This is a genomic window from Streptomyces griseiscabiei, from assembly GCF_020010925.1.
Lineage (GTDB): Bacteria > Actinomycetota > Actinomycetes > Streptomycetales > Streptomycetaceae > Streptomyces > Streptomyces griseiscabiei.
Genome location: NZ_JAGJBZ010000002.1, coordinates 2455700 through 2470281 on the forward strand (window position 1 = coordinate 2455700; position 14582 = coordinate 2470281).

Annotated in this window: 9 protein-coding genes; 2 read left to right on the plus strand and 7 right to left on the minus strand. The window is 66.1% G+C overall.

What is annotated here, in order from left to right:
• Positions 1–248: 248 nt before the first annotated feature.
• Both J8M51_RS28005 and J8M51_RS28010 read left to right on the plus strand, forming a co-directional pair.
• Positions 249–2684: a SpoIIE family protein phosphatase gene (locus J8M51_RS28005; RefSeq protein WP_086754808.1), complete on the plus strand. Its 2436-nt coding sequence runs from the start codon at positions 249–251 to the stop codon at positions 2682–2684.
• A 310-nt stretch (positions 2685–2994) separates the two neighbouring features.
• Positions 2995–3159 (plus strand): hypothetical protein, encoded by a 165-nt coding sequence (locus tag J8M51_RS28010; protein ID WP_179203004.1) that lies wholly within the window; start codon positions 2995–2997, stop codon positions 3157–3159.
• Between the two features lie 5 nt (positions 3160–3164).
• Here the strand turns inward: J8M51_RS28010 and J8M51_RS28015 are convergent, their stop codons facing one another.
• The 7 genes from J8M51_RS28015 to J8M51_RS28045 all read right to left on the minus strand — a co-directional run bounded on the left by J8M51_RS28015 (position 3165) and on the right by J8M51_RS28045 (position 14561).
• Entirely contained in the window at positions 3165–7205 is a 4041-nt protein-coding gene (locus tag J8M51_RS28015; RefSeq protein ID WP_086754806.1) for an NACHT domain-containing protein, read from the minus strand.
• Positions 7192–7638 (minus strand): DUF6375 family protein, encoded by a 447-nt coding sequence (locus J8M51_RS28020; RefSeq protein ID WP_086754805.1) that lies wholly within the window; start codon positions 7636–7638, stop codon positions 7192–7194. The genes J8M51_RS28015 and J8M51_RS28020 overlap by 14 nt, the downstream gene beginning before the upstream one ends.
• Positions 7635–8516 (minus strand): radical SAM protein, encoded by an 882-nt coding sequence (locus J8M51_RS28025; RefSeq protein WP_179203003.1) that lies wholly within the window; start codon positions 8514–8516, stop codon positions 7635–7637. The genes J8M51_RS28020 and J8M51_RS28025 overlap by 4 nt, the downstream gene beginning before the upstream one ends.
• Positions 8517–8661: 145 nt before the next feature.
• Complete coding sequence (locus J8M51_RS28030) at positions 8662–9024, minus strand: hypothetical protein (RefSeq protein WP_143673130.1); 363 nt, start codon at positions 9022–9024, stop codon at positions 8662–8664.
• A gap of 16 nt (positions 9025–9040) precedes the next feature.
• Positions 9041–11176 carry a hypothetical protein gene (locus tag J8M51_RS28035; protein ID WP_086754803.1) on the minus strand — a complete coding sequence of 712 codons (2136 nt, stop codon included), beginning with the start codon at positions 11174–11176 and terminating at the stop codon, positions 9041–9043.
• A complete protein-coding gene (locus tag J8M51_RS28040; protein WP_086754802.1) occupies positions 11173–13089 on the minus strand; it encodes a hypothetical protein in 1917 nt (638 codons plus the stop codon). Before J8M51_RS28040 ends, J8M51_RS28035 begins: the two co-directional genes overlap by 4 nt.
• A complete protein-coding gene (locus J8M51_RS28045; protein WP_179203002.1) occupies positions 13086–14561 on the minus strand; it encodes a tyrosine-type recombinase/integrase in 1476 nt (491 codons plus the stop codon). The genes J8M51_RS28040 and J8M51_RS28045 overlap by 4 nt, the downstream gene beginning before the upstream one ends.
• Positions 14562–14582 lie beyond the last annotated feature (21 nt).

Below are 14582 nucleotides of genomic sequence, written 5' to 3' on the forward strand. Positions count from 1 at the left end.
CGTAGACGTGTGGCTTCTCGGCGGAGCCCGTCAGCGCGCCGCAACGGAGTTGCTGCGTTCGCCACGGGCTCCGTCACGCCCCCTTGGTCGGCATAGGGGCCGCAGCAAGGGGCAAAGCTAGTCGCTCGCCGCACCCACCTGACCGCACAAGCGGGATAATAGCGACATATGCCGCGCCCATCCGGAGTGATGCGGCGGAAGGCGGCGATGATCTCCGCGAGAGCGCACTGAGCAGCGAGGAGGGCCGCATGGCCACCGACGAAGCGCCGGAGGCGTCCGCCTACGGCGTCGACGAGGCGCTCAGTGCAAACGTCACCATCGACGGACACGGCGTCGTGACCCGGTGGAATGCGGGGGCCGAGGAATTGCTGGGGTATTCGCCCGCCCGGATCGTGGGACAACCCGCAGCTGATCTGCTGGCCGAGGAGATCGACGAACAGGAGTTGCGCTCTTTCACCCTGATGCCCAGATGGAACGGGCTGATCGCCCTCCGGCACCGCGACGGCCACCGCCTGGAGATCAAAGTCCTGGCGCACAAAAGAGCGCTGGCCGACGGGCGGCGCGAGTGGTTCCTGGTCTCCGCGCTGCCGGGGCTGCGGCCCCAGCCCGACGACAACACGCTCATGAGCTGGGACCATGAGCAGGTCGCGGGCTGCCACATGGCGGTGTACGACACCGGGCTGCGCATGCGCCTGGCCAACGAGGCCACCCACCGTGCCGTGGCCCTCACCGATGACGACGTGCGCGGGCTGCGGGCTTCGGAGATCGTGGACCATCCGTCGATGGAGACGATGGAGCGGTCCATGCTGCGGGCACTGCAGACGGGTGAGCCGCAGACCCTGGAGATCTACGGGGGTACGCCCAGCGAGGGCCGCGAGCACGCATGGTCCCTTGTCCTCACCCCGCTCAAGGACGAAGGCAGTCGTGTCCAGGGTGTAGGCGTGGCCATGCATGACATGACCGAGCAGTACTGGGCCCGTAAGCGGCTCATGCTCCTCGCGGAGGCCAGTAGGTGTATCGGCAGCACCCTGGACGTGACGCGGACGGCTCAGGAACTGGCGGATGTAGCCGTCCCAGAGTTCGCCGACTTCGCCAGCGTCGACCTGCTCCCCTCCCTCGACGTAAACGAGTCGGCCCCGGGATCGGTCGCCCCGTACGGCCCCGTCCCACTGCGACGCGTCGCCCACCAGTCAGTGAATCCGGGAATCCCCGAGGCAGTCGTCGCTCCAGGCCAGGTCAGCAACTACCCGGAGAGCTCCCCGCCGGTCGAGAGCCTCAGGTCGGGACATACCCTCCTGTACCACGCAACCGACTCGGCGATCGCCGAATGGATGGCTGTGGATCAGTCCAGGGCCGCCCGGATCCGCGACTTCGGCATCCACTCGGCGATTACCGTACCCCTGACCGCCCGCGGCACCACTCTGGGCGTCGTCGTCTTCGTCCGCCATCAGCATCCCGAGGTGTTCCACGAGGACGACCTGCTGCTGGCCGAGGAACTGGCCGCCAGAGCGGCCGTCTGCATCGACAACGCCCGGCGCTACACCCGTCAACGCGCCACAGCGGTCACCCTGCAGCGCAGCCTGCTGCCGCAGGCACTGCCGACACAGGCAGCCGTCGAGGTCGCCTCCCGCTATCTGCCGGCCGGCGCCCGGGCGGGCGTGGGCGGAGACTGGTTCGACATCATCCCGCTGTCCGGCGCCCGTGTCGCACTGGTCGTTGGCGATGTCGTCGGCCACGGCATCCACGCCTCCGCCACCATGGGGCGGCTGCGCACCGCCGTGCTCACCCTCGCCGACATCGACCTTCCCCCCGACGAACTACTCACCCACCTCGACGACGTCGTCGCCCGCCTGTCCACCGAGGAGAAAGGCGCCCCACAGCCGGACCCAGGGGCGGAGACCACCGGGGATGTCGGCGCGACCTGCCTGTACGCGGTATACGACCCGGTGTCCCGCCACTGCACGATCGCCCTGGCCGGACACCCGGCACCCGCCCTCGTCACCCCCGACGGCACCGCGAAACTGCTCGACCTCCCCGTCGGCCCCCCACTCGGACTCGGCGGACTCCCTTTCGAAGCGACCGATATCGAACTACCAGAAGGCAGCCTCCTCGCCCTTTACACCGACGGGCTGATCGAAGCCCGCGAGCGGGACATCGACGTCAGCCAGTCCCTGCTCTGCCAATCACTCGCCCAACCGTCCACTTCCCTGGACAACCTGTGTGACGCCGTCCTGGCCGCCCTCCTCTCAGGCCGCCCCTCCGACGACATCGCCCTGCTCATCGCCCGCACCAAAGCACTGGACAGCGACTGGGTGGCAACCTGGGAAATACCTGCGGACCCGGCCGCCGTCGCCCAGGCCCGCAAGAAGGCCATCGCCCAACTGGAGGCCTGGGGACTGGATGACGCCTGCTTCGTCACCGAACTGGTCGTCAGCGAACTCGTCACCAATGCCATCCGATACGGACAGCCACCCATTCATCTGCGTCTGATCCGCGACCGGAACCTCATCTGCGAGGTCTCCGACTCCAGCGGCACCGCCCCGCACCTGCGCCGCGCCCGCACCTTCGACGAAGGCGGCCGCGGCCTCCTCCTGGTCGCCCAGCTCACAGCCACCTGGGGCACCCGCCAAACCCCCCAGGGAAAAACCATCTGGTCGGAGCAGACCCTCCCCGTGAGCCCGTAGAGGCACGCACTGACAATGAGGACCCGCCATCCTGATTTCTGCTGGTCGGCGGGGCTGGTGTGCCGTCTCGGTGGGGTACTCGTGCTGGGCAGGGTAGAGATCGGTAGCACGTGATCGTCCGTCAGGGGCGTCTTCTGGGCTTCCCGGGTGCGGGCCTCGGCTTGCTGCGTAGCTTCGGCCGTGGGAGGGATCTTCATCGTGGACGTGCTGACGTGGACGGGGGTCATCGCCTACGGCAGCGTCACCGACTGATGAACACCCGGCCGCTGTCCACGCCCGCCACGGGCGGCCCGGAGCCAAGGACCCGCCCATGAAGCACGAAGCACAAGCGCTGCCCCTGTTCGACGAGGACAGGCAGCGCCCGCTGGCCGACCGACTGCGGCCGCGCTGGCGCGTGTTCCGTGCTCGAGTTCGTGAGCTGCAAAACTCGCGGATTTCTTTGCGCGGAACGCTGGGTCAGGTCGGAGCAGCTTAGGCCCGTCAGTTTTCGGGACTGCGCTGCACCGCCCCGAGCATCCGGATGTGGCGCCACACGGTCGCGTAGCTGCGCTGAGCCTCGCGTATCCAGGAAGGAATAGAGCGCCAGTCGACGGTCACTTCGCGTTCGCCCCAGGCCGCCTGCATTATCCGTTGATCGCCGGCGAAGTCCTCGACGAGATCGCGACGCAGGAAGAGCAGGTGGCCGCGCCAGGGCTCATCCACGCGGAAAGCCGCGGAGGCGCGCCGGCCGTCTAGGCCTACGAGGTCCAAGGTGCCAGGCAGTTGGCGCAGGCCGAACCGGGCGGCGAACTCGTACGACGGCACGTCATAGGCCCCGCCGAGCCCGGTCTCCGAAGTGTTTTCGGAGGCGAAATCTACAGCGACCTGGTGGAGTTTGATGCCGTTGTCCTGCCAGTGGCGGCGCAGCGCCGGGGGCGGGACGGCGTCTGGCACGCCGAAGGGCAGCTTGAACCTGGGGATCCACGGCATCTCGGCGGCCAGCACGTCACGGACCGACGGGAGCGCGGGGAAGAAGTCGTTACCCAGGTAGGGGCGCTCGCTGGCGAGTTGGTGTGCGGATTCCGCGTCCTTCGGGTCCAGGAGGAGGGTGCGGAAGAACCCGAACACCGTTCGGCCCTCGCGGCGGTGACTCAGATACCCCTCGACCAGAAGCCAGCCGCCGTCGACTCCGTAAATTTCCTCGGGTGACCACAGTCGGTCCGGGATGGTAACTGTCCCGGACGTGACCCAAGTCCGATCGTCCGTGGCCTCCGCGGGCGCCCACGGCGGAAGGGGCACGGGCACCACCGGGGGCGTGTCGGGGAAGGTCGGGTCGATGTCGGGCATCAAACGTTCCGCGGTCCCGAACCGAGCTGGTGCGCGGCCGGCGTCCACGAGGCGGCCGACCATTTCGTGATACCCGATCCAGCCGTACTTCTTCCCGTAGCGCTCCACGTTCTCGTGGGTGCTGGCAGGCCGGTCGGTACTCGTTGCGATGGCCTGGTCGACACTGCTGAACTCTGCCTCACGCCAGCCTAGTTCCCAGACGCGTGCCATGACCTCGGCGCGGGCCCTGCGGTAGCCGGGATGATCGAAATCGTAGTTGTCCCGGCCGTTGATCGCAGTTCCGATGACGTAATTCTCGAAGTCCATGCCGAAGGTGCGGTCGCACTCCTCGGCGTTGGGGTCGTCGTCCTCCATCACCTCGGCGGGCGTCACGGCGGCGAACCTCGGTGCAAAGGCGTCGACACCGTCGGGGACCGCAGCGGGGTGGAGAGTGCCGGCGAACTCGTAGACGGCCCGTACGTAGCCGCGCAGCTGCTCGTGGGAGGTGGGTGTGGTCCCACCGTCAAGGAAGCTGTCACGCAGTCGCACCAGCCAGTCCCGCAGCGCTTTCTCCAGCGGTCCGCCGGGATCGGGCAACTGGTGGGTGCTGACGGCGCCGAACGCGGCGGCGACGAGCCGTTCGACGACGTAGGGGTCGTCGACATCGAGCATCCGGGCAGCGAGGTCGAACAGTCGTTTGGGCTCCGGCCGGCCGTAACGCTGGAGGGCTTTCGTCGCCAGGTCCCGCATGCCCGTGTTCGTGGAGGCCAGCAGCCAGGCGGTGGCCAGGGCGTCCAGGTCGTCGCTCTCGGCGCGACTGTTGCTCTCGGTCCACCTGTCGATCGCTCGGTTCAGGTCTGCGGTGAGCCGGCGAGTCCGGCCTCGAGCCCATTCGGTCCAGCGCAGGTCGCGTTGGGAAAGGGGCAGTTGGCGCAGGACCTGGTCGAGGAAGGTGGCGTTCAGGCGGTGCGAGGCGGACCTGCGGATCTCCCACAGACGGTCGAATGCGGGCCGGCCCTTCCTGTTGTTTGGGCGTGCGGTGACAAGCGCGGTTGCGAGAGCTTCGACAGTCTCGTCGTCGAGAAATCCCGACTCGGTGGTGAGTTCCTGGGCGAGCGCGGTCGAACGGTGCTCATCTGGGGCGACGCGCCACAGGTGGTGCCCGGTGAAGCGGCGCGGCAATAGTGAGATGAGAGCGATGAGGGTGTCCTCGCCGAGGGGGTGCGCCTCGTTCCCCACGAGGGATTGCCAGAGAGTCGTCTCCGCGAGCTGCTCGTTGACGTCCGCGTAAGGCATGCGCACCAGGATCGCGTCGGCGATCAGGTATCCGGCGAGGCGGTCAAAGACGAAGCCGCACTCGGTGTCGTCGGAACCCCTGATCTCCTCGCGGAAGATCACTCCTTCCTCTACGAGGCGCCGGAGCAGGCTTTCGTCCCAGTTCGGCTGGTCGGCGTCGAGGATTCTTCGCGCTTCGTCGAACGGGAGCCGGCGGACGTTGTGCGTCCACAGGTGTCTCGCCATAGTGGCGAGGCGGCGCTTGATCTGGTCGGCTGGCACCGAAATGCGGGCCGGGTCCAGGGCCAGCCTCTCGGTCACACCATCGCGGTACAGCTCGAAGACGCCGATGAGGGACTGCGGCAGCGCCTCCGCGCCCACCGGCACCAGGCGGTCGTGGTTCGCGGCCTCGCAGTACATGCGGACGAACAGCGGGTTGTGGAAAGTGTCGACCGGAAGCCAGGTGTCGGCCGGGTTGATGAGGTAGTGGTCGAAGTAGACGCGCAGGATGTCGTCGACTTCCGCGTGCTGCCACTCCAGTTCCAGGGTCACGGTGTGCTGCGGGAGGGTCTGGTCGGCGAGCACCTCGCGGAGAGTGACGATCACCGCGACGTGGGGATAGCTGCCCAGGGCCGGTACCAGCCCGGCGAGCAGGGTCCGCCACTTCAGAGGCCGCTCGGCCTCGTTCAGACCGTCGATGATGAGCGGTATCCGGCAGCCGGCACGAGCTCCGGCCGAGTTGAGCGCTTCCAGGAGATCCTCGAAGCGGTCGACCCTGAGTCCGGGTATCCGTCGCGCGAGGTCGTCGAGAGTGTCGCCGGTGTGCAGGCTTGCCCCCTGGATGAACACCCCGGCTGTCGGCCGGTCCTTCGGCGAGGTCATCTGCGCGGCGAGGTGGGTCTTGCCTTGCCCGGCAGCGGCGACCACAGCGAGCAGCGGGGCTTCGGCGTCCGCTCGTGTCTCGGTCAGCCAGTGAACGATGTCGCGGATCTCGGCTCCGAGACCGGTGACGAGCGGCGCCTCGGGAAGGCGACGCTGCCTGAGCTTCAGCACCAGGCGTCGCAGCGTTCGCGGAGAGGTTCCCGGAGGCTGATGGTCGGCGAGGCGCTCGCGCACTTCCCAGGGCCGAAGGTCCCTCCCGGCGTCAATGACGGCGCGCAGACCGTCGACGAACCCCTCCAGATCGTCGACTATCTCCTCGGCACCGGCACCGGCACCGGCACCGGCACCGGCACCGGCACCGGCACCGGCACGGGTATCGGTGTCGAGGCGGTCCAGGGCTGCGCGCAGTGCCTGGAGCCGTGCTGTGACGTCGTCGGTGCGCTGCTGCAGCCACTCGAACGACGCCGGACGCAACAAGGCCCGGTCGATGCGGTGCTCCACGTGGTGAGCGGTGTGCAGCTGCGGGGCCCACCGGGCCGTAACCGGTGCCACAGATTGCTCGTGGGTTCGCGCCAGCTTCTCCGGGGTGAGGGCGAGTTCGCCGAAGAAGGTGGAGCGGAGTTCGTCGTGTCCGGCCAGTTCGGCGTCGTAATTCTCGGCGGACCACAGTTTGACGCGGACATCTCGCCGACTGAGTCCGTTGATCCACTCCTCGTCACCCTTGGCGGGCCTCTGTGGCAGGCAGAGCACGAAGTCGGTCAGTCCTACGACGTGTTTGATCGCCTTGGTGAGGGAGTCCTCGATCTGCGTGCGCTGGCCTGCGCTGAGCTCGTTCTTGCTGTTGAGGATGAACCATTTGCACGACCACCCCCAGATCCGGTTGGGATCGCCCAGGTCGCCGGCGTGGTCGACGTGCATGTAGAACTCGACGCCGGGTTGGTTGCGGCGCTCTCGCATAGTGCCCAGCGCGCCGTAGCGGCGGGAGACTACGGCCCGCGTGAGCGCTTCGAAGTTCTGGTCGGCCGCGCCGGGTAGGCGTGCCAGCTCAGTCAGATCCACCGTCGCTCCGGCTGTTGCTCGCGTCCGTGGCATCGGATCGGGTGACAGCGTCCTCGTCCCACGTGTGGCGCGAGAAGACCTCGACTTTCGCACCGTGGTGGAGGAGCACCTTCAGGAATCCCTGGACGTCGGACTCGTCGGTCCAGATCCGGACCGTCTGCGCCTCACGGGTGACATTGTGATCGAGAGCGAAAGCATCGACGTCGGACCGCCCCATGTCATAGAGCTTCATCTGGCTCAGTGCTTCGCCGAGTTCGCGAGGCATGCGTTCCTCGGGACTCCGCCAGTCGTCGTCGGACCACGCAGCCTCGGCGAGGGCCTGCAGTGCCTCCATCCGCTCCTCCGCTGCTTGCGCACCGGTGACCGTCTCGAATCGGCCGATCAGAACGAGGTTCATCGAGTGCTCCGAGCCGTAGCCGTTCCAGATCCTCATCCCGTCTCCTTCAGCGTCTGTACGACGTCCATGATGGAGCCCACGACTGGCAGTCCCGTGCTTGCGTAGGCGTGGGAGCGCAGGACGCCGGTCGCGTCGAGATGCATGTGCGCGTCGAGGGGGAGTTCGCCGGGGATGGCCTCTGCGGTGGGCAGTGCTGCTTCGAGGCCGGTACGGGAGATCGCGAGTCGGACCTCGGTTCCTGCGGTTGCGGCCCATTCGACGAGGCGCTGTGCGTCGGCGTCGCTGATGCCAGGGGTAGCCGCGGTGGGCTGCTCCGGCAGGAGCAGCAGTTCGGACGCGCCGACCTCGTCAGCGAACGCGGCGAGGTCGTCAAGTTCGCCGATGGTGTCGGCGTTGATGACCGCGTTGATGCCGAACGGAGCGAGCGAGCTGAGCAATCCGGCCGCCTGGACTACGGCTGCGAACGGCCGGCCGCGGAGCCGCTCGTAGGTGGTGCCGACCCCGTCGACTGACAGACGCACGAAGTGCACGGCCCCGCGCAGGGAACTGACGAGTTCGGGTGTGAGCCGGTGCCCGTGCGTTGTGAAAGTCACCGCCATGGACGTGGACTGGGCGATCTCCGAACAGAGCTGGGCGAAGCGTCGGTACGCGGTTGGCTCCCCGCCTCCGAAACCAACACCGAGGCATCCGGCGGCGTCGAGTTCCACCGCCCAGGCCAGCACACGGTCTCTGTCGAGCGCAGCGGCATGCTTGGGCGCGTAGCAGTAGAAGCAGCGGAGCTCGCACGCGTTCGTCAGCGCTATGGACAGGTACCGCGGAGCACGGGAGAACAGCCCAGCGGGAACACGCACCTCGTCGAGCAGCACATTCACCCCGGAGACGCGGTCGAACAGGTGAACCCCAGATGCGGACATGCGGATCTTGCACCTCATCGACAGCATGATGCCACTGCTGTCTGCGATACCGAGGTGCGACTGGGAAATGTTCCGCGAACGGAATGCCTATCCACGAGGTCTCGTCGACAGTTCTCGGGACGGACTTGGCTCCGGCCGCTGCCTGTCAGTCGTGTTCGCTCCGTCTAGAGGCTAGGTTGATCACTCCCATTCTGTGCTCCAACCTTGATTCCAACTCTGCGTGATCGAGAGTGAGTTGCCGGAGAGCTTCTGCGTACACCTTCACGGTGGCTCGAAGATTCCTGTTCTCCCGGCGGAGGTCCGCGATCTTATCTGTTGCGGGTCTGCTGTTAGGGACGGCTGGTTCTTCTGGGGTTTGTTGGCTGGCGGCCTGTTGTTGCTTGAACCAGGTGATCAGGTGCGGGAAGTTGCGGTAAAAGGTCGGGTGGGCGATGCCCAGGCGTCGTTCGACGGCGGTGATGGTCGCATGCCGGCCGGCGTCGGCAGCCTCGCGCAGGACGATGTGCATAGCCGTACGGACTTCGTCATCCGTGATCGTTGGCCGTGCCACCGTTGGCCCCCTTGGGGATGTCGTTGTCAGCGAGGAACTGTGCGACCTCGTCCCGTCGTTGTGCGAGACGGCCTCGGAGGTACGGGGCCATCGTGGGGTCGCCTAGGCGCTCTTCCATTTGGAGCAGCCAGCGACGCAAGGCGTCGATGTTGCCGGTGGTGAGGGCGACGTTTCGGCATGCGAGGGGTTGACAGTGCTGGAGCGACGGGCCGTCGGTTTCGGACCGGCGGCACAGCGCCCGGTCGGGGTTGTAGACGCAGGTCACGAATTCTCCGGGGTAGACATGTGGGTCGTGCCGTGTGATGTGGCGCTGGAGGCGCCTGCGGTCCGCGATCACCTTTCCGGGAAACTGCACATCCCCCGCGATGGCCTTCAACCGTGCTTCGGCTTCCTCGCCTGCGGGTCCGGTAAGCCGCCCGGGGGCGGCATCGAGGACGAGATCGCAGAGCTGTTCGCCACGGGTGAATGCCTGTTCGGCTTCCACTTCTTGGCGGAATCCGGAGGATGATGTGCCGGCGTAGCCCTCGAACATCTGGATGCTGTGGTGGCGGTACTGAATGGCGCCTGCGATCGACCCGCCTGGCTGTCGGGCGATGGACCAGGCCAGTGTCCGCCTGAACTGACGAGTGGTGAACCTCCATGGGCGCCCGTCAACTGTGGGAATTCCATCGCTTCGCCGACGCTCGGAGCAGTAGTCATTGACCCAGGCAGAGAATGCGTTGATGTCGTTGACCGTGGTGTGTGATTGCTTGGGGTGGGGTGTCGAGTCCTGGTCCACTTCCTTGCCCCTGGTGCGCTTCGGTACGGGAGGCGACGCGAAGAGAAGGCGCTGGGGCACGGGCACCAGCCGCTCCAGTACGTCGACGGCTCGGGCCACCGTCGCGTTGACGACCCAAGTGGCCTGGATCCCGAGAGGGGTGTTCTCTCCCTTGAAAGCCTGGCTGGTCAGTTTGTACCTGATGGGTTCGCCATCCTCGTCGCACCACCGTTGCAGGCAACCCCGTTCCAAGTGCTTGATCTCGGCGTCGCGCATTCCGGACAGGTAGGCAATGACGATGTAGCAGGCAGACTGCAGCCGTCGTAGCATCGTCCCGATCTCGTCGGTGGCGACGGCCCGTAGCCATGGTTCGCTGTCCAGGGAGGCATGGACAGGCGTGCGAAGGTAAGTGGCGTCGTCCAGTCCTACCTCGTCCAGGGCTTCCTGGATGAGGTGCCAGTACATGTGCTGTTGGCTGATGGTTACCTGGTGCACGCCCGCTTCGCGGGCCAGATGGTTGAGGTTGACCGGGGCGCGGCCCTGGATCGGTTTCGGCGTCCTGCCGACACGGGGAAGAGGACGTCTGTCCGCGCGGTACTCGGACAGAAGGGCGGTCAGCCGTCGCGTCGTGACGCCGCGAGTTCGATCGACATCAGGCACGGTGGCCTGCAGATCGGCCCAATCGCTCCGGGCCCGCAGAACGTCGTCGGCGAAGTCCTCCACCCAGCGCAGCGCCCACGTCATCAGCGGCGCCAGGACCTGCTCGGGGATCCTCGGTGTCCGATTCTCGCGGGCCTGTGACCTCTGGCGGCGGCCGTGGACGGTGGCGTCGAACCAAAGAGGATGTGGGTCGAGCGGCAGAGTGTCGGACGTGAGTTTGCTGCGGAACTGCCACAAGAGCCGTACCGAGGCAAGTTTGACCAGATCGTTGCCGCGGGAATTGCGCTCGCCCTTGATATGCGCCTGGAAGTCCAAGAGGTCCTGTGATGTCAGAGCATTCAGCTTCGTCCCCCCTCTCTGGTCGACCCACACCAGGAACTGGTTGATCTGGAGGAACCGGGCATAGATAGTGATGACTCGGATTTCCTTGTGCCCTGGGGGAAGATCGATGACCAGCAGGGCGAAGATCAGTTCCTTGACCGTCTGCCGGAACTGTATGGGAACGTCGAGGAAATGCAGGGATATTTGGCGCTTGTGGACCTGGTGTACAGCTGGCGTAAGTACCCAGATGTTGTCGCCGAAGCGTGAGGTTGTCACCAGTTCAATGTGCTCACGCAGAGGGCGGGAGCGCAGGACGAACGCTGTCGGAGGAATGGACGCGAAGTCGGAATTGGGTAGGGCGAGAGAGGTCATCGAGGTTCCTGGGGGCCGCTGAGGAAGTCGAGATGAAGGGAGACAGGTTTCTTTGTAGCGGCCTTGGACTGCTGTGCTTCGCTGAATTTGGGCAGAATCAACCGGGTGAGCGCGAGCCAGGTCCGTCCATGTTCCTCGACCCAATCGTCTAGTGGCAGCGTGTCTCGGGCCGTCTGCAAGAGATCGCGGACGGAAAGCAAGGCTGGCAGGTGGTGTTCGGCGATCAGTGCGTTCGGACAGCGCAGGCAGGTCAGGAAGGAAACGTTGCAGACGTCCGCGTCGGTGAATGGGCTGCGATGGATGGCCAGGCAAGCACTCGCCAGGGTGTCGAGTTCGCCACGGATCACACGACTGAGAATTTCCGGGCTGATGCCGAGATCGTCCGCCATGGTTTCGGGGCTACGTTTCGGGGTGGCCTCGCCGTCGGCCACCAGGATGCGTGGGCGAAATGCCCGAGCGTTGGCCTCCGCTTCGTTGATGGCTGTGGTCAGTACCTGGTCGGCCCAATCACGGATCCGGGGGTCGCCTTGGAGATAGTGGACAAAAGAGACGTCCATGGTGTTGGTGCGTGAGGCGGAGGGCAGGTGGCCGCCCACTGCCCGCGTCCGTCGTACTTCGACGGTTGTTTTGAGGCGATTAAGGTTGATCTCCAACGGATTTCCGTCGTCGTCGGTCAGCCCATGTGCTGCTCCCCATCTGCCCAGTTTCAAGTCGCGTGTCAAAGTGAGGGCATACGGGTCGATGTGGCCGAGCGAGGAGTGCTTGCTTTGCCCGGCGGGGTCATCGGCCGGCCGCCCGGCGATGCCGGCCCAGATACTCCACACCCGCGTGTCGCCTGTGAGACGGCGGCCGCGGCGCATCAGATCGTGCAGCAGCAGGTAGAAGCCGCCGGGGGTGTGTAACTGGCGACTCTCGCTGGTGCCGATCTCCCAATGCACGCTCTCGCGACTCTGTGATTTGCCTCGTCGACGCTTGGTGAGGGCGACGGCAACCGCGCGTCCTTCAAGGACCCGGTGCTGCGCCGGGAGCTCCTTGATCGTTTCGCTGTTGCGGCCAGTCAACGCGACTCCCAGCAGCAGTAGGGGCGCTAGGTCGTCCTGGGTGAGGTAGAGATGCCGCGCGAGGGCGACGCGCGCGAAGCGGTGCTGTACTCGCTGTGTGAGGCGGGTGGTCCAGGTGACGTCGGGGATGTGGCCGGTTTGGTCCATCTCGTCGAGATGGGCAGCCAAGGTGCGGTCCTCGGGGCCGAGGTCGTCAGGGGCATTCCGGAAGGTCTGCAAGAGGTTTTCGCCGACCCGAATTCGTTCCCGGATGCCCACCACGTCGCTGCGAGCGGCTGTGACCAGTGCTCGGAACTCTCGGTCCGAGTAGCCGGGCCTGCCGACGGCTTTGGCACCGTTGCGATGGTGACCGGGTTGCTGCAGGAACTCGCGGAGTTGAGGCGACAACTCTGTGTCAGGGGTGACTGAGGCGAGCACCATGCGCAGGAGGGCCAACTCGGTGGCCACGGGGCCGACCTTCACGGTCTTCAAGCGCTCAAGGCGAAAGCGCTCCAGGTGTCGGGGCGTGAGTTCCCCGAGGGTAGTGGGCCGTGTGTGGAGGGACTCGAGGAAGGCGAGCAGTCGGCGGATTCCCAGATAGGCGCTGTTGGCGCTGGACTTGGTCCGAAGAGTGCCAGTCGGTCCGGTCCGGGCCGCGAACGCGATCGCGAGGTCCCTGTGCATACGCGGCAATGGCAGCCGAGTGAAGTCGTACTCCTTTGTGCGACCGTCCTCGCCGGTGAACCGCACCGTCAGCGCACCCTGCTCGCTGTGCTTGACGGATATGGAGTCGTACGGTCCCGAGGGCATCGCGGAGCTACGGCCAGGACCAGTGGGTGCGAGGCGGGACTGGTGCAAGATCTGCTCGCTCATGCCGCGCCCTCGGAATCTGCCGTGATCTCGGAGGCAGGCTGGGCAGCCGCAGCGGCGACGGGTTCCCACGTGTCCGGGACCAGGGCCATGCGGGTTTGCATCTCCAGTTCCTGGAGGGTGTGCAGATATTTCAAGGTCGTGGTGATCGACTGGTGGCCGAGTCTGATGCGAACCCAGTTCAAGGGGTCACCGAAGACCATCTGGTAGGTCTGGCGGTGCCCGGGGTTGGACTCGGCGAGGTCATGCAGATGTCCTCGCCAGAGCTGTTCAAGGGTGATGACGGCGAAGGAATGCCTCAGCTTGTGAGGGTGTGAGGACAGGTCCACCCCCGCCCGGCGGCAGCGTCGGTTGCCCGCTCTGAATACCTCCTGCCAGCAGGAAGTTCCACTGGGCAGGCCCGATTCATTGAGCCACAGCGCGGCTGGCTCCAAGCCGTCGGGAGTGACGATGAACAACCGCTGCCGCTCATGGCTGTCGAGCTTGTCCACTGTGATCCGATTCCCGCCGACGAAGACGGCGGGGTCACGCCGGTCGGTGACGATCAACGGATCGCGGACCTGCTCGTACAACCCCTTGTCGCGGGCGTAGTCGATGGCGTCCAGCCGTTCCATCTCGGCGTAGTCCCACAGCGCCTGAAGGGCCGAGGCAGGGTAGTAGACCCAGCGGGCCGAGCCGCCCTTCGCGATCGCCTCAGGCAGCCATGCGCGGGCGTTGTCAGCTCCGGGCAGCAGCGTGGGGATATCGAACAGCGAGAGTGCGGTCTGCTCGCACAGCCTCAGTCCGGTGCGGATCATGAGGTCGCTGTAGGTGGCGTTGCGGGAGGCGAATCTGCCCCGGAAGGACGGGTTGGGCAGCCCGGATGCGGTAAGACCGCGCAGGCCTATGTCCCGCCACAACCGGTACATGGCCGCGGTCATCCACTCGACATCGTTGAGAGAGCCTTGTCGGGATGCCTCGGCGGGAGTGGTGGTGCCGGCACCGCGGCGGTGAGGATCGCGGATGCGGCTCTCGCGCTGGACGATCGGGTTCGCGCGCGTATAGCCGTGATAGACCGCCCAGTTGTAGAAGGTGTTGATGTCGGCGACTTCCCGGTCCCACGTCGTCAAGGCGACATGCGGTCCGCGGGGGTCTGCCGTCCTCCACTGTTTGTAGGCGGCGCGATCCCCCGAGGTGGCCTCGCGCCAGTCGCGACGGCCCCGGCTGACCCACAAGAACGTGAGCCATAGCACCAGGTCGTAGGCCATGGCCTGGCTTGTGTTGACTGGCGCGGCCTTGAGCATGCTGTCGAAAATGTGGTTGAGCTGGATGTCGTACCGGCCCTTGGGGCTGATCAAGTACGGTTGCCGGTCCAGAATGTCGTGGTCGTCAAGCCACTCGTCCAGGTCCCACAGCGTGTCGAGGAGCAGGTCCCCGCTCTGGGGGCGGGGCAGGCCGCGGCGGGTGTGAAAGACCCGCCATCGTGTGTCACTCATGATGCCTGTCGCAGCGGTTGG